This window comes from Variovorax sp. WS11, from assembly GCF_010499245.1.
Taxonomy (GTDB): domain Bacteria; phylum Pseudomonadota; class Gammaproteobacteria; order Burkholderiales; family Burkholderiaceae_C; genus Variovorax.
On record NZ_JAAGOW010000002.1, the window covers coordinates 733,103 to 759,656 of the forward strand.

At 68.0% G+C, this 26,554-nt stretch carries 23 protein-coding genes; 4 read left to right on the plus strand and 19 right to left on the minus strand.

Translation table 11 applies throughout. The annotated features are described in order from the left end of the window. Positions 1–305 precede the first annotated feature (305 nt). The 19 genes from flgL to flgB all read right to left on the minus strand — a co-directional run bounded on the left by flgL (position 306) and on the right by flgB (position 22,576). The gene (gene flgL, locus GXN78_RS23985; protein WP_106560162.1) at positions 306–1,517 is read right to left on the minus strand and encodes a flagellar hook-associated protein FlgL; all 1,212 of its coding nucleotides are present in this window, start codon (positions 1,515–1,517) and stop codon (positions 306–308) included. 34 nt (positions 1,518–1,551) lie between these two features. Continuing rightward, positions 1,552–3,510 (minus strand): flagellar hook-associated protein FlgK, encoded by a 1,959-nt coding sequence (gene flgK, locus GXN78_RS23990; protein WP_106560163.1) that lies wholly within the window; start codon positions 3,508–3,510, stop codon positions 1,552–1,554. A gap of 106 nt (positions 3,511–3,616) precedes the next feature. Further along, a complete protein-coding gene (locus GXN78_RS23995; protein WP_106560164.1) occupies positions 3,617–5,194 on the minus strand; it encodes a methyl-accepting chemotaxis protein in 1,578 nt (525 codons plus the stop codon). Positions 5,195–5,280: 86 nt separating this feature from the next. Continuing rightward, positions 5,281–7,032 carry a methyl-accepting chemotaxis protein gene (locus tag GXN78_RS24000; RefSeq protein WP_106560165.1) on the minus strand — a complete coding sequence of 584 codons (1,752 nt, stop codon included), beginning with the start codon at positions 7,030–7,032 and terminating at the stop codon, positions 5,281–5,283. Positions 7,033–7,057: 25 nt separating this feature from the next. Next, complete coding sequence (locus tag GXN78_RS24005) at positions 7,058–8,623, minus strand: methyl-accepting chemotaxis protein (RefSeq protein ID WP_106560166.1); 1,566 nt, start codon at positions 8,621–8,623, stop codon at positions 7,058–7,060. Positions 8,624–8,654: 31 nt separating this feature from the next. Beyond that, positions 8,655–9,179 carry a chemotaxis protein CheW gene (locus GXN78_RS24010; RefSeq protein ID WP_106560167.1) on the minus strand — a complete coding sequence of 175 codons (525 nt, stop codon included), beginning with the start codon at positions 9,177–9,179 and terminating at the stop codon, positions 8,655–8,657. A gap of 52 nt (positions 9,180–9,231) precedes the next feature. Continuing rightward, positions 9,232–10,827 carry a methyl-accepting chemotaxis protein gene (locus GXN78_RS24015; RefSeq protein WP_239142882.1) on the minus strand — a complete coding sequence of 532 codons (1,596 nt, stop codon included), beginning with the start codon at positions 10,825–10,827 and terminating at the stop codon, positions 9,232–9,234. A 39-nt stretch (positions 10,828–10,866) separates the two neighbouring features. Then, positions 10,867–12,888, minus strand: a complete 2,022-nt coding sequence (locus tag GXN78_RS24020; RefSeq protein ID WP_106560168.1) for a methyl-accepting chemotaxis protein — start codon at positions 12,886–12,888, stop codon at positions 10,867–10,869. Positions 12,889–12,904: 16 nt separating this feature from the next. Next, on the minus strand, positions 12,905–14,605 hold the full coding sequence (locus GXN78_RS24025; RefSeq protein WP_106560195.1) for a methyl-accepting chemotaxis protein: 1,701 nt from the start codon (positions 14,603–14,605) through the stop codon (positions 12,905–12,907). A gap of 92 nt (positions 14,606–14,697) precedes the next feature. Further along, complete coding sequence (locus tag GXN78_RS24030) at positions 14,698–15,204, minus strand: chemotaxis protein CheW (RefSeq protein ID WP_106560169.1); 507 nt, start codon at positions 15,202–15,204, stop codon at positions 14,698–14,700. Between the two features lie 25 nt (positions 15,205–15,229). Continuing rightward, positions 15,230–16,213, minus strand: a complete 984-nt coding sequence (gene flgJ, locus GXN78_RS24035) for a flagellar assembly peptidoglycan hydrolase FlgJ (protein ID WP_106560170.1) — start codon at positions 16,211–16,213, stop codon at positions 15,230–15,232. A 10-nt stretch (positions 16,214–16,223) separates the two neighbouring features. Then, a complete protein-coding gene (locus GXN78_RS24040) occupies positions 16,224–17,306 on the minus strand; it encodes a flagellar basal body P-ring protein FlgI (protein WP_275407599.1) in 1,083 nt (360 codons plus the stop codon). Positions 17,307–17,471: 165 nt separating this feature from the next. Further along, complete coding sequence (locus tag GXN78_RS24045) at positions 17,472–18,161, minus strand: flagellar basal body L-ring protein FlgH (RefSeq protein WP_106560172.1); 690 nt, start codon at positions 18,159–18,161, stop codon at positions 17,472–17,474. Continuing rightward, complete coding sequence (gene flgG, locus GXN78_RS24050; protein ID WP_106560173.1) at positions 18,161–18,943, minus strand: flagellar basal-body rod protein FlgG; 783 nt, start codon at positions 18,941–18,943, stop codon at positions 18,161–18,163. Before flgG ends, GXN78_RS24045 begins: the two co-directional genes overlap by 1 nt. Positions 18,944–18,974: 31 nt before the next feature. Then, positions 18,975–19,721 carry a flagellar basal-body rod protein FlgF gene (gene flgF / locus GXN78_RS24055; RefSeq protein WP_106560174.1) on the minus strand — a complete coding sequence of 249 codons (747 nt, stop codon included), beginning with the start codon at positions 19,719–19,721 and terminating at the stop codon, positions 18,975–18,977. A gap of 22 nt (positions 19,722–19,743) precedes the next feature. Beyond that, positions 19,744–20,955: a flagellar hook protein FlgE gene (flgE, locus tag GXN78_RS24060; RefSeq protein WP_106560175.1), complete on the minus strand. Its 1,212-nt coding sequence runs from the start codon at positions 20,953–20,955 to the stop codon at positions 19,744–19,746. Positions 20,956–21,025: 70 nt separating this feature from the next. Next, a complete protein-coding gene (locus tag GXN78_RS24065) occupies positions 21,026–21,706 on the minus strand; it encodes a flagellar hook assembly protein FlgD (protein WP_106560176.1) in 681 nt (226 codons plus the stop codon). A gap of 33 nt (positions 21,707–21,739) precedes the next feature. After that, positions 21,740–22,156, minus strand: coding sequence for a flagellar basal body rod protein FlgC (gene flgC / locus GXN78_RS24070; RefSeq protein WP_106560177.1), 417 nt, complete (start codon positions 22,154–22,156; stop codon positions 21,740–21,742). A gap of 12 nt (positions 22,157–22,168) precedes the next feature. Further along, on the minus strand, positions 22,169–22,576 hold the full coding sequence (gene flgB / locus GXN78_RS24075) for a flagellar basal body rod protein FlgB (protein ID WP_106560178.1): 408 nt from the start codon (positions 22,574–22,576) through the stop codon (positions 22,169–22,171). Between the two features lie 162 nt (positions 22,577–22,738). On the opposite strand from flgB, the gene flgA reads away from it, so the two are divergent. The 4 genes from flgA (at position 22,739) to GXN78_RS24100 (ending at position 26,458) form a co-directional block, all read left to right on the plus strand. After that, entirely contained in the window at positions 22,739–23,440 is a 702-nt protein-coding gene (gene flgA / locus GXN78_RS24080; protein WP_239142883.1) for a flagellar basal body P-ring formation chaperone FlgA, read from the plus strand. Between the two features lie 80 nt (positions 23,441–23,520). Further along, positions 23,521–23,817 carry a flagellar biosynthesis anti-sigma factor FlgM gene (gene flgM, locus GXN78_RS24085; RefSeq protein ID WP_106560179.1) on the plus strand — a complete coding sequence of 99 codons (297 nt, stop codon included), beginning with the start codon at positions 23,521–23,523 and terminating at the stop codon, positions 23,815–23,817. 5 nt (positions 23,818–23,822) lie between these two features. Beyond that, entirely contained in the window at positions 23,823–25,691 is a 1,869-nt protein-coding gene (locus GXN78_RS24095) for a flagellar protein FlgN (RefSeq protein WP_239142884.1), read from the plus strand. Further along, positions 25,688–26,458, plus strand: a complete 771-nt coding sequence (locus GXN78_RS24100) for a hypothetical protein (protein ID WP_106560181.1) — start codon at positions 25,688–25,690, stop codon at positions 26,456–26,458. The genes GXN78_RS24095 and GXN78_RS24100 overlap by 4 nt, the downstream gene beginning before the upstream one ends. Positions 26,459–26,554 lie beyond the last annotated feature (96 nt).

Genomic DNA, 26,554 nt, shown 5'->3' on the forward strand with positions numbered 1-26,554 from the left:
TGTGATGCTAGAAGCCACGGCGTGTCGGGAAGAAGCGGTAGGCCAGCAGTTTCTCCATGCCGCCGCCTTCTTCTGGCACGTGACGAAATGCGACATTTCTTCTCCGACAAGTTGCAGCAAGACGTGGGAAATAATCACACGACTAATGCTCTTGTCTTACATTCACATGCGCCTGGCTGTAAGACGCCGGCTGATGTCGTTGTCCAGTTCGTAACTCGACGTTACCGTGCCATCCGCCAAGGGGAAACAGAATCTTTGGGCACGAAACGCACTGGATCGAAAAGCGCCCAGCGTGACGCCCCGGCTCAGAGGTAGTTGAACAACGCAATCCCATGCAGACGCGCAAAGGTCTGCTGCGTCGCCTGCAGCGAGGTCTGCCGCTGCAGAAACTCCGAGATCGCCGCCGCCGGGTCCAGGTCCTGCAGATCCGAGAGGTAGGCCTTGTCGATCAGGTCGCGCGAATCCCCCGCGGCGTCGAGCGCATCGATCTCGTTCATGCGCGAGCCGACGGAGGAGCGAACGGTCAGCACGTTGTCGTGCGCATTGGTGATCTTCACGTTGGCCGTCGAGAGCGCGTTCTGCAGCGCAGCCTGCGCGCCTGCGCCGCCGCCGGAGACCGGCTGGCGCAGCGCGCTCACCACGTCGCCGAGGGCCGCGAAGATGTCGGTGCCGGCGTTCCGAGCGGTGGCGACCTGGAAGGTGTCGCCGTCGGCCGGCGTTCCGCTCATGCTGATCTGCACGCCGCCGAAGCTGATCGGCGTGCCGGCCGTGAAGGCGCCGGTGGCGGCCACCACGGGCGGCGTGTCGTTGGTCGTCACCGTGTAGTTGCCGCCGGTGAAGCTGATGCTGAAGTCCTTGCCGTAGAGCGGCGCCGTGGCATCGGTCACGCCGACCGCGCCGAACACGCCCGAGCCGGTGTTGGCGGCGCTCGCGCTGGTGACGTAGCCCGCGCTGCCCTGCACCGACTGGAACACGCTGCGGCCGTCGTCGGTGATGGCCATCTGCCGCGAGACGTCGATCTGGATCAGGCGCTGCCCCTGGTCGCCCATGTACTGGACGCCGCCGCCGGTCTGCCCCACGAAGGGCGGGCTGGCGCTCTTGAAGCCGGCGAACAGGAACTGGCCGTTGCCGTCGTCGGCGTTGGCCACGTTCACCAGCTGGTCGATGTTGCTCTGGATGGCGGTGGCCAGCGAGGCGCGGTCGGCATCCGACAGCGTGCCGTTGCCGGCCTGCACCACCAGGGTCTTGACGTTCTGCAGGATGTCGGTGGCGGACTTGAGCGCGTCCTCCTCCCGCGACAGCGAGAGCGTCGCGCGGTCGCGGCTGGTCGCGTACTGCGAGGACTGCGCGAGCGTGTCCGAAACGCCGAGCGCGCGCGCCGCGGCCACCGGGTCGTCGGCCGGGGTCAGGAACTTGGTGCCGGCGGAGAGCTTCTGCTGGATGCGGAACAGCTGCTGCTGCTGCGAACCGATGCCGTTCATGCTCTGGTTGTAGAAGGATTGGGTGCCGATGCGCATCGCGACTCCTGGAAGGGTTGGGCCCGCGGCGCGCTTAGCCGCTGATGCCGAGAATGGCGGCGAACATGTCCGACGCGGTCTGGATGACCTTGGCGTTCGCCTGGTACATCTGCTGGTACATCAGCAGGTTGGCGGTTTCCTCGTCCTGGTTCACGCCCGAGATCGAATCGCGGCTGGCGCGGATCTGCTCCGTCACGCTGGTCTGCGTGGTCTCGGCGGTGCGGATCTCCATGGTGCGGTTGCCCACCGCGCTCACCAGCTGCGCAAAGGCACTGCCGAAGGTGGAGGTGCCGCCGTCCATGACGGCCTTCTTCTGCAGCGCGCCCAGCAGCAGCGCGTTGCTGCCGTCGGAGACGCCGCCGGCGTTCTTCTGGATGGTGAAGGTGTCGCCGTCGGCCGGGGCCCCGGTCATCTTGACGGTGATGCCGTCGAAGCTCATCGAGGCGCCTGCGGTGTAGGGCACGGCAGCGCCGGCCGCGTAGGTGGTCGACGTTCCGTCGGCCAGGGTCACGGTCACGGCGGAGGTCGCCGGAAAGCCGCTGAGCGTGCCAGCCGCGGCGTCGTAGCTCAGGGTCACCGGCGCCGCCAGCGGCGCGGCCAGGTAGCCAGCGTCGACCGTGGGCGCGCCCAGCGCGCCGCTGCCCTGGTTGCCGGCGGTGTTGGCCGCGATCAGCGGCGAGGCCGCAGCCACCTTGGCCGGATCGAGCACCAGCACGTCGACGTCGCGCGCGCCGGTGCGCGTGGGCTGCAGCAGGAAGCGGTCGCCGGCCTGGGCCGTGCCGCTGTCCACGCTGAGGCTCACTCCGTCGAAGCTGATGGGGAAGGTGGTGTAGTTGCCGATCACCTGCTTGTCGGTGAGCCGCGTCACGGAGTAGGTCAGGGTGCCCGCCACGTCCTTCACCTCCACCGAGTAGTCGCTGATGCTCAGCTGCGAGGGGTCGGTGATGCTGGCGCCGATCACCATGTCGCCGGTGTTGTGAGCGTTGGTGAACACGCCCGGTGCGGCCTTCGAGAAGAAGTCGGTGCCCAGCACGCCGTTGAGGTCGACCCCCAGCTTGTGTTGGTCGTTGAAGGTGCTGGTGAGCGCGATGGCCAGGCGGCCGATGGCGTTCTGCGACGTGCTGAGCGTCTCGTTGCGGAAGGCCATCAGGCCGCCGATCGAGCCGCCGCCGAACACGCTGTCGGCCAGCTCGGTGGCCGTGCCGTTGATGCCCACCAGCGACAGCGCCGTGCGCGTCGGGTCGGCCGCCGAGGGGCCGGCCTTGAGCGACATCGCCTGGTCGCCCAGCACCAGCGACTGGCCGTTGCCGATGAAGACGTTGTACTTGCCGCCGTCCTGCGCCAGCACCTTCACGTCCACCAGCTTGCCCAGCTCGTTGACCAGCTGGTCGCGCTGGTCCAGCAGGTCGTTGGGCGGCTGGCCGCCGGCCACGGCGCTCATCTGGCCGATCTGGTGGTTGAGGGTGGCGATCTGCTTGGCGTAGGTGTTGATCTCGCCCACGCTGCCCTGGATCTGCTCGTTGACCGAGGTGTTGAGGTCGCTCAGGTACTGGTCGGTGGCGCGGAACTTGTTGGCCAGCGACTGCGCGGAGCTGATGAGCTGCTGGCGCGCCGCCGGGTCGGCCGGCGTGTTGGCCACGCCCTGCACGCCGGCGAAGAAGCTCTGCATCAGCGGCGTGAGGCCGGAGGTCTTGTCGGCCAGCAGCGAGTCGATGCGGCTGATCTGCGCGTTGTAGCTGGCCAGCGCCGCGCCCGAGGCCTCGGCGCCGTTCAGCTGGGAGGTGAGGTACGCGTCGTAGCTGCGCGCCACCGTGGTGACGCGGGCGCCGGTGCCGACGAAGCCGGAGGCCAGGCCGATGGCGCTGTTGGTGGCGATCACCGAGGTCTGGCGGCTGTAGCCGGTCGTGTACACGTTGGCCGTGTTGTGGGCCGTGGTCATGAGCGCGCTGCGTGCCACGCTCAGGCCGGTCAGGCCGGTATAGAACATCGACATGGGGCTTTACCTGTAGAGATGTTTGTTCTGGACGGGGCGGCGGCGCGGTGACCGGGCCCTTTCCTGTTTATCGGCAGCGGCGGCCGAAGCTGAAGGGGCCTGGGCCTCAAGCAGCGAGCCTGAACACGCTCACGGCCTGCACCAAGCTGCCGGCCTGCTCCTGCATCGATTGCGCCGCGGCCGCGGCTTCTTCCACCAGGGCCGCGTTCTGCTGCGTCACCTGGTCCATCTGCGTGATCGCCTGGTTGATCTGCTCGATGCCCTGGGTCTGCTCGTGGCTCGCCGCGCTGATCTCTCCGACGATGTCGGTCACGCGGCGGATGCTGCCCACGATCTCTTCCATGGTCTTGCCGGCTTCGCCCACCAGGGCGCTGCCTGCATCCACCTTGCCCACCGAGTCGTCGATCAGACCCTTGATTTCCTTGGCGGCTGCTGCCGAGCGCTGGGCCAGGTTGCGCACTTCGGCAGCAACCACCGCGAAGCCACGGCCCTGCTCGCCGGCGCGCGCGGCTTCCACCGCGGCATTGAGCGCCAGGATGTTGGTCTGGAAGGCGATGCCGTCGATCACGCCGATGATGTCGACGATCTTCTTCGACGAGGCATTGATCGAGGCCATGGTGCTCACCACCTGGCCCACCACATCGCCGCCCTTCACCGCCACTTCGGAGGCCGACAGCGCGAGCTGGTTGGCCTGCCGCGCGTTGTCCGCGTTCTGCTTGACGGTGGAGGTCAGCTCTTCCATCGAAGCTGCCGTCTCCTGCAGCGAACTCGCCTGCTCCTCGGTGCGCGACGAGAGGTCCTGGTTGCCCGAGGCGATCTCGCCGGAGGCCGTGGCGATGGCATCGCTCGAATGCTTGATCTTGACCACCACCTCGGTCAACTGGTCCTGCATCTGCTTGATCGAGTGCAGCACGCTGCCTTGGCCGGCCTTGCGCGCCTCCACGCCCACCGTGAGATCGCCGTCGGCGATGCGGCCCACCACGTTCGCCGCATAGGCCGGCTCGCCGCCGAGCTGGCGCGACAGCAGGCGGGCCACCACCACGCCGAGGCCCACGCTGGCGACCAGGCCCACCAGGGCCATGGCCAGCATCAGCAGGCGCGAGGTCTTGAAGGTGCCCTCGGCGCTCTCCAGGCTGGCCTTGGCCATGCCGTCGCTGTAGGCCACCATCTGGGTGAGCACCTCTTCGACCGCGCGCGAATCCTTCAGCAGCTGCGCGCTGTCCTCGGACACGCGGCCGTCGAACTGCGAGCTGTCCAGCGACTGCTTCGAGATCAGCTCGACGAAGTCGCCCATGCGCTTGCGCAGCGGCTGCACCAGCGCCTCGTAGCGCTGGTAGAGCTTGCCGCCCTCCTCGCTCTCCACCAGCACCGGCTTGATCTCGGCCATGCGCTCGGCCAGCTCGGCACCGGCCTTCTTGAGCTCGGCGATGCCGGCATTGCGCTCGCCCTTGGTGGAGGCCGACAGCAGGCCCATCTGCGCCCGGCTGGCGTACAGCAGGTGGATATTGGCCGCCTGCGCCGCCTCGAGGGTGCGCATCTCGTGGTTGTAGAGCCGCCCGGTCGAGGCGTTGATCCGGCTCATGTGAAAGATGCCGAGCGCGCTGACCACGGCGCCCAGCGCCGCGACCGCCAGGAAGGCGAGGATCAGCTTCACGCTGACACGAAGTTCTTGGAACCACTGCATTTTTCTTCTTCCTTCATGGGCCCATGAAGTCGGGCCGGACCTGGGATTTATCGGCGGGCTGCGCCCGAACTTGAGGGCCGGCAGCCCTAGAACTCCGTCCAGTCGCCGGACGGTGCGGCGCTCGTGGCCTGCGCCGGCGGCGCATGGCGGGCCGGTAGCGCCTTGGGCGATGCGGCGACCGGCCTGGGCGCCGGCCCCTTCGGCGCCGGCACGGCGCGCTTCGGCGGCAGGGCCTCACGGCTCCTGGCCTGCGCCTGCACCTGCGCCAGCACCACCGCCGCGGCCTCGTCGTGGCCCAGCTTGAACACGCCCACCGCCTCGACCAGGCTGGCCGCCTGCTCCTGCATGGACTGGGCGGCGGCCGAGGCCTCTTCCACCAGCGCCGCGTTCTGCTGCGTCACTTGGTCCATCTGGCTGATGGCCTGGTTGACCTGCTCGATGCCCTGGGTCTGCTCATGGCTGGCCGCCGTGATCTCGCCCATGATGTCGGTCACGCGCTTGACGCTGTCGACGATCTCTTCCATGGTGCGGCCGGCCTCGGCCACCTGCTTGCTGCCCTCCTCGACCTTGTCCACCGAATCGCCGATCAGCGCCTTGATCTCCTTGGCGGCGGCGGCCGAGCGCTGGGCCAGATTGCGCACCTCCGAAGCCACCACCGCGAAGCCGCGGCCTTGCTCGCCGGCGCGCGCGGCTTCCACCGCCGCATTGAGCGCGAGGATGTTGGTCTGGAAGGCGATGCCGTCGATCACGCCGATGATGTCCACGATCTTCTTGGACGAGGCATTGATCGAGCCCATGGTGTCCACCACCTGCGAGACCACGCTGCCGCCCTTGACCGCCACCTCGGAGGCCGACAGCGCGAGCTGATTCGCCTGGCGCGCGTTGTCGGCGTTCTGCTTGACGGTGGAAGTCAGCTCCTCCATCGAGGCCGCGGTCTCTTCCAGCGAGCTGGCCTGCTCTTCCGTGCGTGAGGACAGGTCGTGGTTGCCCGCGGCGATCTGGCCCGAGGCGGTCGCGATGGTGTCGGTACCGGCGCGCACCTGCCCCACCACGCGCGCCAGGCTCTCGTTCATGTTCTTGAGCGCATGCATGAGTTGCCCGGTCTCGTCGCGCGACTGCACGTCGATGCGGGTGCCGAGATCGCCGCCGGCCACGGTCTCCGCCACCCGGACGGCCTGGCCCAGCGGCCGGGTGATGCTGCGCGCGATCAGGAAGGAGCAGATGCCGCCGATCAGCAGCGTGAGCGCGGTCATCAGGATGCGCAGGTTGAAGCCGCGCGCGTTCGCCGCATCGATGGCGCGGCTCATGTCGTCGATGGCCTGGCGCTCCAGCGCCAGCAGCGACAGCACCCGGCTCTCGTAGGCCTTGGCGGCCGGCTGGAAGACGTCCTTGAACACCGTCTCGGTCTCTTCCGCGTTGCCGCCGGCCTTGGCCTTCTGCACCGCGTCCTTGGCCGCCTGGTACTTGGCGCGCAGCTCCACGATGGATTTGAAGGTGGCCTTCTCCTCGTCGGTCACCAGCAGGGCCTCGACCTTGGCCATGGTCTCGCCGCCCTTCTTCACGCTGTCGGAGATGACGTCGGCGAAGGTGACGGGCAACGAGGCGTCGGTGGTCTTGGCGATCATCGCGGTGCGCGCGATGGCCGAGTAGGTCAGCACGTACCAGTCGGAAATCAGCCGCTCCTTGGCCAGCGGGCTCTGCATCATCTGGCGGGTGGCTTCGGCGTTCTTGCTGGCGCTGACCAGCGCGAACGCGGCGGAGATCAGGGTAAGGGCCAGCACCAGGCCGAAGCCCAGGGCGAGCCGCGTGCCGATGCGGAGGTTGGAAAGAAACTTCATCATGCAAATCCGGTAAGAGAAAAAGTCAGGCGAGGCTGGGCTCTGCGGCCTTCAGCCTGAATACGCTGACCGCCTGGACCAGGCTGCCGGCCTGCTCCTGCATCGATTGCGCCGCGGCAGCGGCTTCTTCCACCAGGGCCGCGTTCTGCTGCGTCACCTGGTCCATCTGCGTGATCGCCTGGTTGATCTGCTCGATGCCCTGGGTCTGCTCGTGGCTCGCCGCGCTGATCTCCCCGACGATGTCGGTCACGCGGCGGATGCTGCCCACGATCTCTTCCATGGTCTTGCCGGCTTCGCCCACCAGGGCGCTGCCTGCATCCACCTTGCCCACCGAGTCGTCGATCAGACCCTTGATTTCCTTGGCGGCTGCTGCCGAGCGCTGGGCCAGGTTGCGCACTTCGGCAGCAACCACCGCGAAGCCACGGCCCTGCTCGCCGGCGCGCGCGGCTTCCACCGCGGCATTGAGCGCCAGGATGTTGGTCTGGAAGGCGATGCCGTCGATCACGCCGATGATGTCGACGATCTTCTTCGACGAGGCATTGATCGAGGCCATGGTGCTCACCACCTGGCCCACCACATCGCCGCCCTTCACCGCCACTTCGGAGGCCGACAGCGCGAGCTGGTTGGCCTGCCGCGCGTTGTCCGCGTTCTGCTTGACGGTGGAGGTCAGCTCTTCCATCGAAGCTGCCGTCTCCTGCAGCGAACTCGCCTGCTCCTCGGTGCGCGACGAGAGGTCCTGGTTACCCGAGGCGATCTCGCCCGAGGCCGTCGCGATGGTGTCGGTGCCCTCGCGCACCTCGCCCACCACGCGCGCCAGGCTTGCATTCATGTGGCGCAACGCGTTCATCAGCTGGCCGGTCTCGTCCCGCGATTCCACCTCGATGCGGGCGCTGAGATCGCCGCTCGCCACGGTCTCGGCGACCTTGACGGCCTGACCCAGCGGCCGGGTGATGCTGCGCGCGGTCAGCCAGGCACACAGCCCGCCAAGCACCAGGGCCACGGCCGACAGCACCATCATCAGCATGCGGCCGCTCCGGTGGTCCTTCGCGATGCCGGCGGCAACCGCATCGATCTGCTCGCGCTCGTGCGCTGCGATCCTGTCCACCGCCTCTTCGTAGACCTTGAGCGCGGCGGAGAAGCGGGTGTCGGCGAGCTGGTTGGCGCCTGCCGCATCGCCGGCCGTCTTGAGCTTGACGATCTCGGCCAGGGTGTCGAGCACGACCTTGCGCGCATCGGCCACCTGGGCATAGAGCTTCTTCTCCTCCGGCACGCTCAGCAGCTCCTCCAGCTTTTTCTGCACCGGGTTGATGCGCTGCGAGGTCTCGAGGCGCGCCTTGGCGAAGTAGGCCTCGGTCGCGGGCTCGCTGGCCTTGACCATCGCGAAGGTCTGCACGATCGCGGGCCCCAGCAGCTTGGCCCATTCGCTGGCGAGGCGCTCCTTGACGAGGGCGCCGCGCACCATCTCGTCGGTGGCGTCGCCCACGCTCTGCAGGCGCAGCACGCCGATGCCGGAAATGGCGGCCAGCAACAGCAGCATCGCGGCAAAGCCGAGGCCCAGGCGCGTGCCGATCTTCAGGTCCTTGAGGTTCATGACGTTGTTTCTCGATTCGCGGCCGGCGATCTCAGGCCGCGATCTTCTCGACCAGGCCCATCTCGTCGCTCGACATCAGGCGGTCGATGTCCACCAGGATCAGCATCCGCTCCTCCAGCGTGCCCAGCCCGATCAGGTAGTCCGTGTCCAGCGACGACCCCATCTCCGGCGCCGGCTTGATCTGCTCCGCGCTCAGCGTGATCACGTCCGACACGCTGTCCACCACCATCCCCACCACGCGCCCGCCGATGTTCAGCACGATCACCACCGTGAACTGGTCGTAGGTCGGCGTGCCCAGCGCGAACTTGATGCGCATGTCGATGATCGGCACGATGATCCCGCGCAGGTTCACCACCCCCTTGATGAACTCCGGCGCATTGGCGATGCGCGTCACCGCGTCGTAGCCGCGCAGCTCCTGCACCTTCTGGATGTCGATGCCGTATTCCTCGTCGCCCAGCTTGAAGGCCAGGAACTCCGGCGGACGGCCGCCGGACGCGGCGGAGGAAGACGCGCCGTGGGCAGCGTGCTTGGGGGATTCGGTGCTTGTGCTCAACATGTCTGGGTCTCTCTGAAGGATTCGTGGGTCCGCCCTGCGGCGGTCCGGCTTGTCAATGGGAAATCGGGGCCAGCTGTGAGCCGCTGTCGAGCTTGAAGACGCGCACCGCCTCGACCAGGTTGCCGGCCTGCTCCTGCATGGATTGCGCCGCGGCGGAAGCCTCTTCCACCAGCGCCGCGTTCTGCTGCGTCACCTGGTCCATCTGCGCGATGGCCTGATTGACCTGCTCGATGCCGGAAGCCTGCTCCCGGCTGGCGGCGGTGATCTCGCCGATGATGTCGGTAACGCGCTTGACGCTCTCGACGATCTCCTCCATGGTGCGGCCGGCCTCGCCGACCAGCGCCGTGCCCGCGTCCACCTTGGACACCGAGTCGTCGATCAGGCCCTTGATCTCCTTGGCCGCCGCAGCCGAGCGCTGCGCCAGGCTGCGCACTTCGGCCGCGACCACCGCGAAGCCGCGGCCCTGCTCGCCGGCACGCGCGGCTTCCACCGCCGCATTCAGCGCAAGGATGTTGGTCTGGAAGGCAATGCCGTCGATCACGCCGATGATGTCGACGATCTTCCTGGACGAAGCATTGATCGAGCCCATGGTGCCCACCACCTGCCCGACCACGCCGCCGCCCTTCTTCGCGACTTCCGAGGCGGCGAGCGCGAGCTGGTTGGCCTGGTTGGCGTTGTCCGCGTTCTGCTTGACGGTGGATGTGAGCTCCTCCATCGAGGCGGCCGTCTGCTGCAGCGAGCTGGCCTGCTCCTCGGTGCGCGCGGACAGGTCGTGGTTGCCCGCGGCGATCTGGCCCGAGGCGGTGGCGATGGTGTCGGTGCCGCTGCGCACCTGGCCGACGATGGCGGCGATGCTGTTGCGCATGCCGGCGATCGCATGCAGCAGGCTGGCCTCGTCGCCCCGCTTCAGCTCGATGGCCACGGCCAGGTCGCCCTCGGCGATGCGGCGGGTGATGCCTGCCGCCTCCGCCGGCTCGCCGCCCAGTTGCCGGAGCAGCCCGCGCGACAGCGCCCAGCCGAAGGCGAACAGCAGCGCGGCCAGCCCCAGCGCGTAGACCGAGAACTCCGCCAGGCGGCCGAGGATCGCGGCCTCGACCTGGTCCATGTACACGCCCGAGCCGATGATCCAGCCCCAGGGCTTGAAGCCCTTGACGTAGGAGACCTTGGGCACCGGGTCCTTGCTGCCCGGCTTGGGCCACATGTAGGGGACGAAGCCCGCCTCCTGTGCCTTCACCATGTTCACGAACTCGACGAACAGGCGCTTGCCGGTGGGGTCCTTGTTGTCCGAGAGGTCCTTGTTCTCCAGCGCGGGGTTGATCGGATGCATCAGCATCCGCGGCGTCATGTCGTTGAGCCAGAGATATTCGTTGCCGCTGTAGCGCAGCCCGCGGATCGCCTGCATCGCCTGCTGCTGGGCCTGCGCCTCGCTCAGCTCCCCCTTGGCCGCCAGCGCGTGATAGTGGACCAGCAGGCCATGCGCGGCCTCGACGACCTGGCGCACGCCGGCTTGGCGATCCTCGAGGATCAGCTTGCGCTCGGACACCAGGAAGAGCGCGGTCAGCAGCAGGATGCCGGCGACGGCGCTGCAGGTGAAAAGGCCGAGCTTCTTCGCGATGCTCATCGCGCGGAGATTCGGTAGGTAGGACATGTTGGCTGTCTCCGGAACGGGTGTTGGTGCGGTGCTCGATCAGTTATCGGCAATTGCGCGCCGGTTTTGAGTCCCGCGTTCGAGAAGAAGGGTGGGCGCGTGGGCTTCCAGCTTGAACACGCTCACCGCGTCGACCAGCCTGCCGGCCTGCTCCTGCATCGATTGCGCCGCGGCCGCGGCTTCTTCCACCAGCGCGGCGTTCTGCTGCGTCACCTGGTCCATCTGCGTGATCGCCTGGTTGATCTGCTCGATGCCCTGGGTCTGCTCGTGGCTGGCTGCGCTGATCTCTCCGACGATGTCGGTCACGCGGCGGATGCTGCCCACGATCTCTTCCATGGTCTTGCCGGCTTCGCCCACCAGGGCGCTGCCTGCATCCACCTTGCCCACCGAGTCGTCGATCAGACCCTTGATTTCCTTGGCGGCTGCTGCCGAGCGCTGGGCCAGGTTGCGCACTTCGGCAGCAACCACCGCGAAGCCACGGCCCTGCTCGCCGGCGCGCGCGGCTTCCACCGCGGCATTGAGCGCCAGGATGTTGGTCTGGAACGCGATGCCGTCGATCACGCCGATGATGTCGACGATCTTCTTGGACGAGGCATTGATCGAGGCCATGGTGCTCACCACCTGGCCGACCACATCGCCACCCTTCACCGCCACTTCGGAGGCCGACAGCGCGAGCTGATTGGCCTGCCGCGCGTTGTCGGCGTTCTGCTTGACGGTGGAGGTCAGCTCCTCCATCGAGGCCGCCGTCTGCTCCAGCGCGCTGGCCTGCTCCTCGGTGCGCGAAGACAGATTCTGGTTGCCGGCCGAGATCTGGCTGGAGGCGGTGGCAATGGCATCGGTGCCCTGCCGCACGCCGCCCACCACGCCGGCCAGGCCCTGGCGCATGGCTTCCACGGCGCGGGTGATCACGCCCATCTCGTCGCGCCGGTCCGAATCCAGCTGCCGCGACAGGTCGCCCTGCCCCAGCGCCTGCACATGCACGCTCAACAGACCCAGTGGCCGCACGGTGCGGCGGATGAAGACGACCAGCGCGGCGCCCAGCAGCACGGCAGCCAGCGCAATGCAGCCGCCCAGCCAAGCCATCTGCCCGTAGAGCGCCGCCAGCACTTCGGCGGTGGGTACTTCCGCCACCACCAGCCAACCCGTCGCCTCGCTCCTCGCCACGGAGGCATGGCGCTGCCGGCCGTCCGCCGCTGCGAGCACGGCCCGTGCGTCGTCGATCCACAGGGCCTCCTTGGCCGAGAGCCGCTCCAGCCATGCGGCCGACTCGTCGCCCGGCAGGAGCTCGGCCAGCTTCTTGCCGGCCGCCGTCGGATGAAAGACCAGCGTCGCCGCGGCAGCGCCGCCCGCGGGGTTGACGATGTAGAGCCCGCCCGTTTCGAAGATCTGCGTCTTCTTCACGGCCTCGCCGAAGGCGGCCTGCTGCTGCGCGATGTCCAGTCCGATGTAGAGCACGGCGACCACGCGGCCCGCCGCATCGCGCACCGGCTCGTAGACCGTCATGAAGGGGCGCCCGAACAGCATCACACGGCCCACGAAGCGCTTGCCCTCGCGCAGGACCGGATAGGCGCCACTCTTGCGGTCGAGCAGGGTGCCGACGGCACGATCGCCGTTCTCCTTCTTGACCGAGGTGGTGATGCGGCGGAAATCCTCGCCCTGCGCGACGAACACCGTGGCGTTGGCGCCGGGGAAGTCGCGTGCGAAGGCGTCCACCTCGGCGATGCGCGCGGCGTCGATGGGCGTGCCGTCGATGCTCAACGCGCCCTGCGCGGCCGCGTCGAGCACGAAGCTGGCCGCGAACTGGCGCCGGAACACGCCGAAGGCGTTCTCCGCCGTGAGGCGCATGGTCTGGTCGAAGATGTCCAGCGACCGGGCGATGGCCTCGGCCTTGGCATTGGCGTACTGCGCGGCGCTGCGTTGCTGCTGCGAGGAGGCCAGCGCGTAGAAGACCGCCAGCACGAGCGCCGCCACCAGGAACATGCCTGCGGCGGCGCCGAGGGTCATGGTGCGGGTCAGGGAAACGAAGGAGGGGTCGCGCCTCGACGGATTCGCGGTGTTCATCTGGACTTTCCCCAACTCAGAACTCGGTCCAGTCGCCGGCCGCCGCGACGCGCGCGCTTGCCGCCGCAGGCCTGGCAAGCAGGCGCTCCTTCTTCTCGGGCAGGCTCGAAGTCGAAGTCGAAGTCGAAGTCGAAGTCGAAGTCGAAGTCGAAGGCGCGATGCGAATGGCCTGCGCGCCGGCATCGAGCCGGAACACGCTCACCGCCCGCACCAGGCTGCCGGTCTGCTCCTGCATCGACGCAGCCGCCGCGGCCGCCTCTTCGACCAGCGCCGCGTTCTGCTGCGTCACCTGGTCCATCTGGGTGATGGCCTGGTTGATCTGCTCGATGCCCAGGGTCTGCTCGTGGCTGGCCGCGGTGATTTCCCCGACGATGTCGCTCACGCGCTGGATGCTGCCCACGATCTCGTCCATGGTCTTGCCGGTCTCGCCCACCAGGGCGGTGCCCGCGTCCACCTTGCCGACCGAGTCGTCGATCAGGCTCTTGATCTCCTTGGCGGCGGCAGCGGAGCGTTGCGCGAGGCTTCGCACTTCGGAAGCCACCACGGCGAAGCCCTTCCCCTGCTCACCGGCCCGCGCAGCCTCCACCGCAGCGTTGAGCGCGAGGATGTTGGTCTGGAAGGCGATGCCGTCGATCACGCCGATGATGTCGACGATCTTCCTGGAGGACGCATGGATGGAGGCCATGGTGTCCACCACCTGGTTGACCATGCCGCCGCCCTTGACGGCGACTTCGGAAGCCGAGCGGGCCAGCTGGTTGGCCTGGCGCGCGTTGTCGGCGTTCTGCTTGACGGTGGAAGTCAGCTCTTCCATCGATGCTGCGGTCTGCTGCAGCGAGCTGGCCTGCTCCTCGGTGCGCGACGAGAGGTCCTGGTTGCCCGTCGCAATCTGCGTGGAGGCCGCCGCGATGGTGTCGGTGCCGCTGCGCACCTCGCCCACCACGCGCGCCAGGTTGGCGTTCATGCCCTGGAGCGCCTGCATCAGCAGGCCGGTCTCGTCGCGGGTCTTCACCACCACCTCGCTGCGCAGGTCGCCGGCGGCCACGGTCTGCGCCACCTGCACCGCCTCGTTGAGCGGGCGCGTGATGCTGCGCGTCAGCAGCCAGGCCAGCACCGCGCCCAGCGCCAGCGCGAGCACGGCCAGCACGATCACGTTGACGCGGCCCGATCGGTACAGCGCGTCGACGGAATCGGCCGCGCGGTCGATGCGCTCGGCCTGGTGCGTCAGCATGCCGCGGATGCTGGCGTCGTAGGCGTCGAGCATCGGGATCAGCTTTTCGTTGGTGATGCGCGCGGCTTCCTCCTGCCGGCCCTCGGCCTTGAGCTTGAGGATGCCGTTGCGCAGGCCGATGTACTCGGTGCGCTTCTTCTTGATGTCGGCGCTGATCGCCTGTTCCTCGGGCGTGTCCAGCATGTCCTCCAGCTTCTTCTGCGTCTCGGAGATGAGCGCGCTGGTCTTCGTCATGTTCTTCTGCAGGTAGTCCTGCACTTCGGCGTCGTTGCTCTTGACCAGCGCGAAGGTGCGCACGCTGTTGTTGCTGGTGTTCAGCAGCCAGCTCGCGGCCAGGCGCTCCTTCACCAGCGAACGCTGGACCATCTCCGCGGTGGCCTCGCCCACGTTCTGCAGGCGGAACACGCCGATGCCCGCGACGATGGCCAGCAATGCCAGCACCAGCGCGAAGCCGATGCCCAGGCGGGCGCCTATCTTCCAGTTCCTCATCTCCATCCCCCCGCCGGCTCACGGCCGGCTCCATATCAAGTCAATAGGAGCTCACATCCCAGGAACGAGATCGATCCTGGGGGAGCACTCGTTCAGGTTGCAATTTTTTCGATCAGTCCCATCTCGTCGCTCGACATCAGGCGGTCGATGTCCACCAGGATCAGCATCCGCTCCTCCAGCGTGCCCAGCCCGATCAGGTAGTCCGTGTCCAGCGACGACCCCATCTCCGGCGCCGGCTTGATCTGCTCCGCGCTCAGCGTGATCACGTCCGACACGCTGTCCACCACCATCCCCACCACGCGCCCGCCGATGTTCAGCACGATCACCACCGTGAACTGGTCGTAGGTCGGCGTGCCCAGCGCGAACTTGATGCGCATGTCGATGATCGGCACGATGATCCCGCGCAGGTTCACCACCCCCTTGATGAACTCCGGCGCATTGGCGATGCGCGTCACCGCGTCGTAGCCGCGCAGCTCCTGCACCTTCTGGATGTCGATGCCGTATTCCTCCTCGCCCAGCGTGAAGGTGACCACCTCCAGCCGGTTACCGTTGAGGGCAGGGACGTTGGCCTGCGGGCGCAGGCTTGCGATTTCAGCCATGGAGGTTTTCCTTAGGTGGATGGATTCAGGTGAACTTCTGCATGATGCGAACGAGCTTGTGCCCGTACTGCGGATCGGTGGCGTAGCCCGCCTTCTGCAGCCCGTGAGCGGCCGCGGCGGGGTCGTCGGTGGCCAGCACGTTGGCGTAGCGCGGATTGCGCGTGATGAACTTCGCGTAGTCGGTGAAGGCCTCCTCGTAGGAGCCGTAGGCCCTGAACTTCGCGCGCACCTTCTGCGGCTCGCCGTCCACGTACTCGGTGGTGGTGGTCTCGACCGTCGGACCCTTCCAGCTGCGGTCGGCCTTGATGCCGAACAGGTTGTAGCTCTGCGTGCCGTCGTCGGCGCGGATCTCGCGCTTGCCCCAGCCGGACTCGAGCGCGGCCTGCGCCAGGATCAACGGCGCGGGCACGCCGCTGGCCTCGCTCGCGGCCTGTGCCGAGGCACCCATGCGGTCGACGAAGGCGTCGACCTTGCCCTGCAGCGAATCCACCGTGGCCGGCGCACGCTCGACGTTGCTCTGGTAGAGGCTCAGGTCCGCGGCGCGGCGCGTCGCCGGCGCCGTGGCGGGCAGCGTTGCCGGCGTCGGTGCCGAACCCAGCGGGATGCCCGCCTGCGGCTTGAGCGCGAAGCCTGCCGGCGGCGCGAGCGACATGCCTTCGGCCTCGCCCTCACCCTCCGGCGCGGTGGATGGGAGGCTGCGGCTCAGCTGCGCGAGCATCGCCTCGGCCAGCCCGACGCCGCGCCCCGAGAGGTTCTGCGAAAGCTGCTGGTCGAACATCGAGAGGTAGAGCTTCTCGTTCTGGCTGTCCAGCAGGCCGCTCTGCGGCACCGCCTGGCGCATGCTCTTGAGCACCATGTTCATGAACAGCGCCTCGAACTGGCGCGAGACCTGCTTCAGGCCTTCCTCGGGCGAGGCGCGCACGGTGCGCCGCAGTGCGTCGACACCCTGCACGTCCAGCGCGAAGCGCTGGTCGAGTGCGGCGTTGCGCGTATCGGTGGTCATCGCCATGCGTGGGCCTTCAGATGACTTCCAGTTCGGCGCGCAGGGCGCCGGCACTCTTCATGGCCTGCAGGATGGACACCAGGTCCTGCGGATTCGCGCCCAGGCTGTTGAGGCCCTTGATCACATCCGACAGCGAGGCGCCGCCGCGCACCATCTGCAGCGCACCGCCGCCCTGCGTCACCGAGACCTGCGAGGTCTGGGCGACAACGGTGGAGCCGCCCGAGAAAGGACCGGGCTGGCTGATCACCGGCTCGGTGTTGATCACCACCGAGAGGTTGCCGTGCGCCACGGCGCAGTCGTTGACGCGCACCGCCTGGTTCATCACCACCGAGCCGGTGCGTGCATTGATCACCACGCGCGCCACCGCCTGCATCGGCGTCACCTCGATGTTCTCGAGTCGGGCCAGGAAGCCGACGCGCTCCTGCGCCTCCGGCACGCGCACGCGGATCATGCGGGCGTCGGCCGCGTCGGCGGTGCCGGGCCCGAGCTGGCGGTTGATGGCCTCGACCACGCGCTGCGCGGTGCCGAAGTCGGAGCGGTTGAGCTCCAGCGAGAAAGTGCCTTCGCCGCCCACCGGCGCGTCGACCGTGCGCTCCACCAGTGCGCCGGCCGGAATGCGGCCCGAGCTCAGCTGGTTGATCTGCACCTTGCTGCCGTTGGCCGAGGCGCCGGCGCCGCCGACCACCATGTTGCCCTGCGCGATCGCATAGGTCGCGCCGTCCACGCCCTTGAGCGGCGTCATCAACAGCGTGCCGCCGCGCAGGCTCTTGGCATTGCCCATGGAAGACACGGTGACGTCGATGGTCTGGCCGGGCCGCGCGAAGGACGGCAGCGTGGCCGTGACCATCACGGCCGCCACGTTCTTGAGCTGCATGTTGACGCCGGCCGGGATGGTGATGCCCAGCTGCTGCAGCATGTTGTTCAGGCTCTGCGTGGTGAAGGGCGTCTGCATGGTCTGGTCGCCCGTGCCGTCCAGGCCCACCATCAGGCCGTAGCCGATCAGCGGGTTGTCGCGCACGCCCTGGATGCTGGCCAGCTCCTTGATGCGCTCGGCATGGGCGGGAAACGTCAACACACAAAGCGCTGCAATCCCAGTCATCAAATACCGCGACAAACTCATAAACAAACTCTCTCTTTCAGAGCGGCACCGGAACGGGCCGCGTTCGGGGGACACCGCGGAACCGGCTTTGCCGGGCCGCTGGTGTCGCCCCCGGTGAGGGGGTGGGCGGCTACACGAAGTGAGCCAACCTGGGGGAGAGCCATATCAGAAGGGCATCACGTTGAGGAAGATGCGCTGCATCCAGCCCATGTGCTGCGCCTCGTCGATGTAGCCCTTGGCCGTGTATTCGATGCGTGCATCAGCCACCAGCGTGGAAGGCACGGTGTTGCTGCCCGAGACGGTGCGCGGGTTCACCACGCCCGAGAAGCGGATGTACTCGGTGCCCTGGTTGATGCCCATCTGCTTCTCGCCGGACACCAGCAGGTTGCCGTTGGGCATCACGTCCGTCACGGTGACGGTGATCACGCCGTTGAAGGTGTTGTTGGCGTTGGCCCCGCCCTTGGCATTGAGGATGTTGTTGCCGGACAGCTTGGCGTCCTGGTCGTCCAGCAGGCCGCCGAGCAGCTTGGGGATGGTCGGGAAGGCGGCCGTGAGGCTGCCCGAGCGGCTCGCGTTGGCGCCCGAATTCTTGCTCGCGTTGACCTTCTCGCTGATGACGATGGTCAGGATGTCGCCGATGTTGCGCGGCCGGCGGTCCTCGAAGAGCGCATTGCCGCCCGGCCCGTCGCGGAAGATCGCGCCGTTGGCGCGCGGCGCGGGCAGGGGCGCGTAAGCGTTGGCGCGCGCCGTCATCGGCTGGTGCACCAGCGGCTCGCGCGGGATCTGTGCACAGCCCGTGGCCAGCAGGGCCGCAAGTGTGCCCGCGGCCAGACGATGAAGACGAGCGCCGTCCATCACAGCTGCGCCAGGCGCTGCAGCATCTGGTCCGAGGTCTGCACAGCCTTGCTATTGATCTCGTATGCCCGCTGCGTCGCGATCATGTTGACCAGCTCCTCCACCACGTTGACGTTGGAAGCCTCCACATAGCCCTGGCTCAGGATGCCCGCGCCTTCGAGGCCCGGGTTCAGCTGGTTGGGCGCGCCGGAGGAGTCGGTCTCGGCATACAGGTTCTCGCCCACGCTCTGCAGGCCCGCGGGGTTGAGGAAGGTGGCCAGCTGCAGCTGCCCGACCTGCACGGTCGCGGTGCTGCCGGCCTGCGTGACCGAAACCATGCCGTCGCGGCCGATGGTCATGCCGGTGGCGTTCTGGGGGATGGTGATGGCCGGCTGCACCGGGAAGCCGCTGGCGGTCACCAGCTGGCCGTCGCGGTCGGTCTGGAAGGAGCCGTCGCGCGTGTACGAGGTGGTGCCGTCGGGCATCAGCACCTGGAAGAAGCCGGAGCCGTTGATCGCCACATCCTTCGGGTTGTCGGTCTTGGTCATGTTGCCCTGCGCATGGATGCGCTCGGTGGCCACGACGTGCACGCCGGTGCCGACCTGCAGGCCCGAGGGCAGGCGCGTCTGGTCGGAGGTCTGGCCCCCGACCTGGCGCAGGTTCTGGTACATCAGGTCCTCGAACACCGCGCGGCTGCGCTTGAAGCCGGTGGTGCCGACGTTGGCCAGGTTGTTGGAGACCACGTCCAGCTGGGTCTGCTGGGCATCGAGGCCGGTCTTGGCGATATAGAGCGAGCGCATCATGGCGATGGGTCCTTTGTGCTTTGAATGGGGATCAGCCGTAGGCGAGCAGCTTGTTGGCCGACTGCGCGTTGTCGTTCGCGGTCTGCATGGCCTTCATCTGCATCTCGAAGCTGCGGGCCTGGGCGATCATGGAAACCATGGCCTCGACCGGATTGACGTTGCTGCCCTCGACCGCGCCGCTGGTCACGGTCACGGCCGCGTCGGCCTCGGCCGGCGGCAGGCCCTCGCGCATGCGGAACAGGCCGTCGTCGCCGCGCACCAGGTCGGTGGTCGGCGGGTTGACCAGCTTGAGGCGGCCGACCTCGGCCACGCCCACCAGCGGATCGCCGGCGCCGCGCGCCGTGATGGCGCCGTTGGAGGCGATCTGCACCTTGGAGCCGGGTGGCACCACCAGTGCGCCGCCCTCGCCCACCACCGGGCGCGCGCCCATGGTGAGCAGCTGGCCGTCGGCACCGACCTGCAGGTTGCCCACGCGGGTGTAGGCCTCGCCGCCGTCGGGCGTCTGCACCACCAGCCAGCCGTCGCCGTGCACCGCGACGTCGAGGTCGCGGCCGGTCTGCGTCAGCGGGCCGTGGCTGAAGTCGGCGCCCGGCGTGGTGGCGACCACGAAGGAGCGGGTGGACGGCTCGTCGCCTCCCACCACCGGCACCGCGCGGAAGCTGTTGACCTGCGCGCGAAAGCCCGGCGTCGAGACGTTCGCCATGTTGTTGGCGACCGAGGCCTGCTGTTCCATGGCCTGCTTGGCGCCGCTCATGGCGACATAGAGCATGCGGTCCACTGGGTGCTACTCCTCGTGCCGCTCAGCGGATGTTGATGAGCGTCTGGACCACTTGGTCCTGCGTCTTCACCGTCTGTGCGTTGGCCTGGTAGCTTCGCTGGGCGACGATCAGGTTCACCAGCTCGGAGGTGAGGTCGACGTTCGACGACTCCAGCGCGCCCGATTCGAGCGAGCCCTGCTTGGTGCCTTCGCCCGGGGTGCCGGTGAGTGCAGGGCCCGAGGCCTGGGTCTCGCCCCAAACGTTGCCGCCCTTGGGCTCCAGGCCGTTCGGGTTGGCGAAGCTGGACAGCACCACCTGGCCCATCAGCTTGGTCTGCTCGTTCGAGAACTTGCCGGTGATGGTGCCGTCGGGGTTGATCGAGAAGGAGGTCAGCGTGCCGGAGGTGTAGCCGTCCTGCGACAGCTTGTTCATGCCGTTGGCATTGCCGAACTGCGTGGTGCCCGAGAGGTCCACCGCCATGTTCATCGCGGCCGAGCCGTTGCCGAAGTCCAGGTTCGCGATGTTGAAGGTGCCGCCGGCCGGAGCGGTCATGTTGCCGTTGGTGTCGAAGGTCAGGCCGGTGATCGCGCCGGCGCCGATGGCTGTGCCGTCGGCCTGGGCGTAGACGTCCCAGGCGTTGTCGCCGGTCTTCACGAAGTAGGCGGTGAGCTCGTGCGGGTTGCCCAGCGAGTCGTACACCGGGCCGATGGAGTTGGAGTAGTTGAAGGTGCCGGAATCGGTGGCATCGAAGGGCGTCTTGCTCGGCACGGCCAGGCGCGAGTCGAGGTTGAACTCCGCCTCCACGCCGGTGGTGGCGTTCGGGTTCATCGAGCTGGTCTGCACCTGCAGCGCGGTGGGCGTGCCGCCGGAGAGACCGCCGGCCGCCGTCACGCCGTAGCCGGTGAGGCGCAGGCCCTGGCTGTTGACGATGTAGCCGTCCTTGTCGCGGGTGAACTGGCCGTTGCGCGAGTAGGCCACCTCGCCGCTGGGGCTGGAGAGGCGGAAGAAGCCGTCGCCGTTCTGGATCGCCACGTCCAGCGGGCGGCTGCTGGTCTGCGTGACGCCCTGCGTGAAGTTCTGCACCACGCCCGAGACCGAGGCGCCCAGGCCAATGCGCGAGCCGGCATAGATGTCCTGGAAGGTGGCGGCAGCCGACTTGTAGCCCACCGTGCCCGAGTTGGCGATGTTGTTGCCGACGACGTCGAGGTTGGCGGCGGCCACGTTCAGGCCGCTGATGCCCTGGGAGAAACTCATGATCGATCCTTGTTGCTATGCGTGGAAGAAGCGACCCCCGCGCCGACGCGAGAGGCCCGAGGGAAAAGGTTCAGAGGTACATGCGCACGTCGTCGAGGCTGATGCTGCGGCCGTTGGCCAGCTCCAGCGTGACCCCGTTCGTACCCTGCTTGACGGCCGCCACCTGCGCGAAGGTGAGCGCGGTGGCTTCGACCGCGGTGCCGTCGTTGGTGGCGACCACGCTGAAGCTGTAGTTGCCGGCCGGCACGGCCGAGCCGTCGTCGGCCTTGCCGTCCCAGGTGACGGCGTTGACGCCCTCGGCCAGGGAGCCCAGCTCGAGGGTGCGCACGGTGCGGCCCGCGGCATCGACGATCTTGACCTGCACGTCGCCGGCCGTGCCGGGCAGCTGCACGGCGAAGGGCACCGTCGCCGGCTCCTCGCCGTCCTTGGGCGCGGTGGTGGCGATCTGGTTGCCGGGCGACAGCACGTTGTAGCCGATCAGCGAGGCGGCCTGCAGCACCTGGTTGCTGCCGGTCTGGCTGACCAGGCCGGACAGCGTGCTGTTGAGCTTCTCGATGCCGCTGACCGTGCTCATCTGCGCGAGCTGCGAGGTGAGCTCGGCGTTCTGCATCGGGTTGAGCGGATCCTGGTTGTTGAGCTGCGTCACCAGCAGCTTGAGGAAGCGCTGTTCGCTGTCGGAGCCGCTCACGCTGCTGCTGCTCGATGTCGAGCTGGTGCCGCCGAGGGAAGAGAGGGCGTCGTTGATGGCCATGTTCTGGAGGCTTGTGCTTGTTGTTGAACGGGGTTACTGGCCGACCGACAGCGTCTTGACCATCAGCGTCTTGGCGGTGTTGAGCACCTCGACGTTGGCCTGGTAGCTGCGCGAGGCGGAGATCATGTTGGTCATCTCCTCGACCACGTTGACGTTGGGCATGCTCACGTAGCCCTGCACATTGGCGTGCGGGCTCTTCGGGTCGTAGACCATCCTGGCGGGCGAGCTGTCCTCGACCACGCCGGCGACCTTCACGCCGCCGATGTCCTGCTGGCCGGAGGCCGCAACCTCGAACATGACCTGCTTGGCGCGGTAGGGCTGGCCGTCGGGGCCGGCCACGCTGTCGGCGTTGGCCAGGTTGCTGGCGGTCACGTTCATGCGCTGCGACTGCGCGGCCATCGCCGAGCCGGCGACGTTGAAGATGTTCATGGAGGCGCTGGGCAATGGCATCGCACGTGCTCCTTATTGCTGCGCCGCCGCCAGCAGCGACTTGATCTTGGCGCTCATAACGGTGAGGTTGGCCTCGTAGCGCAGCGCGTTGTCTGCGAAGGCGATGCGCTCGGCATCCATCTCGACGGTGTTGCCGTCGATGCTGGACTGCGTCGGCACGCGGAAGAGCAGGTCGGTATCGGGCATTGCCGAGGCGTCGCCCTGCAGGTGGCGCGCCGAGGTGGTGGCCATCGTGACCGACTGGCCGCCGCGGCCCTGCTCCACGGCCTGCGTGAGCCGGCTCGCGAAGTCGAAGTCGCGCGCCTTGTAGTTGGGCGTGTCGGCGTGGGCGATGTTGGCCGCCAGCACTTCCTGGCGCTGGGCCCTGAGGTTCAGGGCTTCGCGGCTGAATCGAAGCGCTGCATCCAGCTTGTCGATCATGAGGGCTCCATCTGTTGGCGTCGCGGCCAGGGGAAGGCGTGGCGACAGATGGAAAGCGAGTCTATGCACGAGCCGCTTTTGCAATGGGCCGAACAAAGGGGCATTTGGCGTGCACTTCGCACCTTGGCGCGAGGCCCCCTCTTCCTAGAATCTGGCACACCGATGATGGACAAGATCCGCTTCTTTCCCCACTTTCTGCCGGTCGTGCTGGCCATGGGCCTGGGCGCGCCCGCCTGCCTGGCCGCCCCGCCGGACGGCGGCGATGCGCGCGGCGTGGTCGAGCAATTCCTGAAGACGCAGACCGCCGGCCTGCCGGGCCAGGCCCGCATCCGGGTGACGCTGCCGGGCTCGGCCCTGCCGGCCTGCGAGGCGCTCGAGGCCTTCCTGCCGAACGGCGCCTCGGCCTGGGGCCGGGTCTCGGTCGGCCTGCGCTGCCCGGGCGAGCGGCCCTGGACGCGCTTCGTGCAGGCGCACGTCGCGCTCGAAGGCCGCTACCTGGTGGCCGCGCGCGCCCTCGACGCCGGCCAGCCCCTGGGGGCCGGCGACGTGGCGGCGCGCACGGGCGACCTGACGGCGCTGCCGAAGTCGGTCCTGGCGGACCCGGCCGAGCTCAAGGGCATGGTGACGGTCAACCGCGTCGCCGCCGGCGCGCCGCTGCGGCGCGAGCAGCTGCGCGGCACGGTCGTGATCCAGCAGGGCCAGACGGTGCAGGTGGTCGCCGAGGGGCAGGGCTTCACGGTCAGCACCGAGGCGCGCGCCCTGAACCGGGCGGAGATCGGCGCCACGGTCCAGGCCAAGACCCGCGATGGCCGGCTGGTCAGCGGGGTCGCCGACGAGGAAGGCCAGATCCGGCTGGCGCAATAGTTACAGACCATGAGCATGGATCGACCCTAAAGTTCGGGCCTGGACTGCCGATAAAGCGGTCAGCCCTTTGAGGAACCATCTTGAAAATCGACCAACCCGCCTCCTCGGCCACACCACTCTCCCGCACGGGCAAGGGCGCCAAGGCCCAGCCGGCCGCCGGCGCCGACGCCACCGAACAGGCCAAGGACTCGGTGCAGCTGTCCTCGGCCCAGGTCCATTCGCTGCCCAGCGACCCGAACACCGACTTCGATGCCGCGCGCGTCGCCGACATCCGCAAGGCCATCCTGGCCGGCGAGTACACGGTGCATCCCGAGCGCATCGCCGGCGGCCTGCTGAAGAGCGTTCGCGACCTTCTCGGCGGCAAGAGCGAGGGCTGAGAACGATGAGCGCCACGCTGCTGCCCCACCTGCTGGCCGAGAAGTCCTGCGTGGAAGAGTTCCTCGATCTGCTGGGGCAGGAGGAACAGGCCATGCAGGAGGGCCTCTTCGCCGACCTGACGCCGCTGACGGCGCGCAAGGCCGCCCTGCTCGACCGCATGACCGCGCTCGACCGCACCCGCGAATCGGCCCAGGTGGCGATGGGCTTCGAACCCGGCCGCGCCGGTGCCGATGCCGCCGCCACGGCCGCCGGCGCGGCCGCGCAGGAGGCCTGGGCTGCGCTGTTGCAGCTGGCCGAAAGCGCCAAGACCGGCAACCGCCGCAACGGCGCCATGGTCCACGGGCACCTCGACTTCACGCGCAACGCACTGCACTACCTGCAGGCGGCCGCACTGCCCTTCTACGGGCCGGATGGGATTCGCAAGGCGGAGGGGCGGGACGGGAACGCGGCTGGCGCTGGGTGTAGCCGCGGGGGCGGGCCTCGGCATTGCCGGCACTGGCATCAAAGCGGGCCTGCGCGGCGGGCAAATGATGCCGCATTGGTGCTGCTTGTACACCAGGTTGGTGAGCGGCTGGTGCCTACCGGGGCGACATCGGTCCGCCTAGCATCCCGGAACGCCACTTCCACCACCGAACCTGCAGGAGCTTCCATGCGCATCCTCATCGCTGCCACTGCCGCCGGCCTCAGCTTCGCCGCTTCCGCAGCGGGCGTCCAATCGGTCTCGCGCCTGGCCGCAGGCCCGGGCAACGTGCTGTTCATTGCCGACTGGAAGACGGCGCGCGTGCATGCCCTCACGCTGCCTAACGCGCCACAGAAGCCCGCCGGCACTGCGTTCAACATCCTCGACCTCGAGCCCTTGCTTTCCAAACAGGTCGGCGGCAAGAAGTTCACCGTTGAAGACATGGTCGCGAGGCCGGGGACGGGCGAGGTATACATCGCGCTGAGCCACGGCGCCGCGAAGACGCCGGCCCTCGTCGTCGTGACGAGCGACCGCAAGACGCGCCGCATCGACCTGAAGTCGGCCAAGACTACTTCGATCGCACTGCGCGACGCGCCTACCACCGGCTACAGGTTCTGGAAGGACACGCCCGAGCGCAGCTACACGGTCACCGACATGAAGTACCGCGACGGCGCGCTCTACGTTGCCGGCTTGTCCAATCAGGAATTTGCGTCGACGCTGCGGCGGGCACGCTATCCATTCGATGCGCAGCAGTCGGTCACCTCGGTGGAGATCTACCACACGGGTCACAACCTGATCGAGACGCGCGCGCCGATCCGCGCGATGAGCTTTGCGAGTTGGGGCGGCAAGCCCTATCTCGTCGCGGCATACACCTGCACGCCCATCGTCACTATCCCACTGGAGGACCTGAAGGACGGCGCGCACATCCGGGGCAAGACGATTGCCGAACTCGGCTACGGCAACACGCCGGCCGGCATGATTGCTTATACGAAGACCGAGCAGGGCAAGACACAGGAGTACCTGATGTTGCTCAACTTCGAGCGCGGAGCGAGCGCCATCCCTGTGTCCCAGGTTGAAGCCGCGAGTGTGCGGCCGGGCATCGAGACCTTGGTGCCATTCGGACAAATCACAGGTCTGGAAGCCACCTCGGTCCCACTGGCCGGCACGATGCGCCTGGACAACCTAGACGACCAGTCGTTCATTGTGCTGCGCCGCCGCCTGGAGAAGGACGCGCTGCAGCTCGTGACCATCAGCAAGGAACTGAGCTTCCGCCTCACCGACTTCATCTCCGAGTACGCATTCCAGGAGTACGGCTTCAAGGGCGACCCGTTCCAGCTGAAGAACATCAAGCCGCGACAGGACATGATGCTGACGCACGAAGGCTTCGCGGACCAGATCAAGCCGGCGCAATGACCGTGGCCCTGCAGCGCGTCCTCGACGCCGGCGCATTTCTGCTGGCGCTGGCACCGGGCTGTACGCGGGCCCACCCCCCCGTGCCTGGCGTCGTCTTCGTGCAGCCTTCGGGCCACGCCATCCCGGCCAACCTGCTCCGGGTGTCCATCCTCTTCGATGCACCGGTCGCCGAGCCGGTCCTGGGCAGGCTCACGCTCCGGCTCGGCGACGGCAGTTCCATCGCCGAGCCCTTCCTGGCCCAGGAACTCTGGTCCAGGGATGGCCGCGTGCTGACGGTGCTGCTGCATCCCGGGCGCGTCAAGACGGGCCTGAAGGCGCGGGACAAGCTCGGAGCGATCCTGGCAGCGGACGACGAGGTGACACTGCTCCTCGACGGGCATCCCATCAAGCGCTGGCGCACCACGCTTGACGATGACTCCGGGCCCATGCCGTCGGCCTGGACGTTGTCGAAGGTGCGTGCCGGCACACGCCAGCCTCTGGTGGTGTCGCTCGATGCGCCCATCGACGGGCGCGATGGCGACCATCTCGCGATCGCGGACTATGACAATCAACGCGTTGCCGGGCGGGGCCGTCTGAGCCGAGGTGAGAGTACGTGGACGTTCACGCCGGGCGCGCCATGGCGCGCCGCGACATACAAGCTTGTCGCACGAGGCACGCTCGAAGACCCCTCCGGCAATCGCCTGGGCAGCCGCTTCGGGACATCCATCGACGTGCCGCCCGGCCCGCCGTTGGACGCGGAGGTCCCATTCACCGCGGCACCTCCCTGAGGCGTGCGGCCAGCGCGGGCTGAGCATCGAACGGATGCCGGACCACGCCATCCGGGATTGGCGAACAGGCGATGTCGTGCCAGCATCAGTGCTACC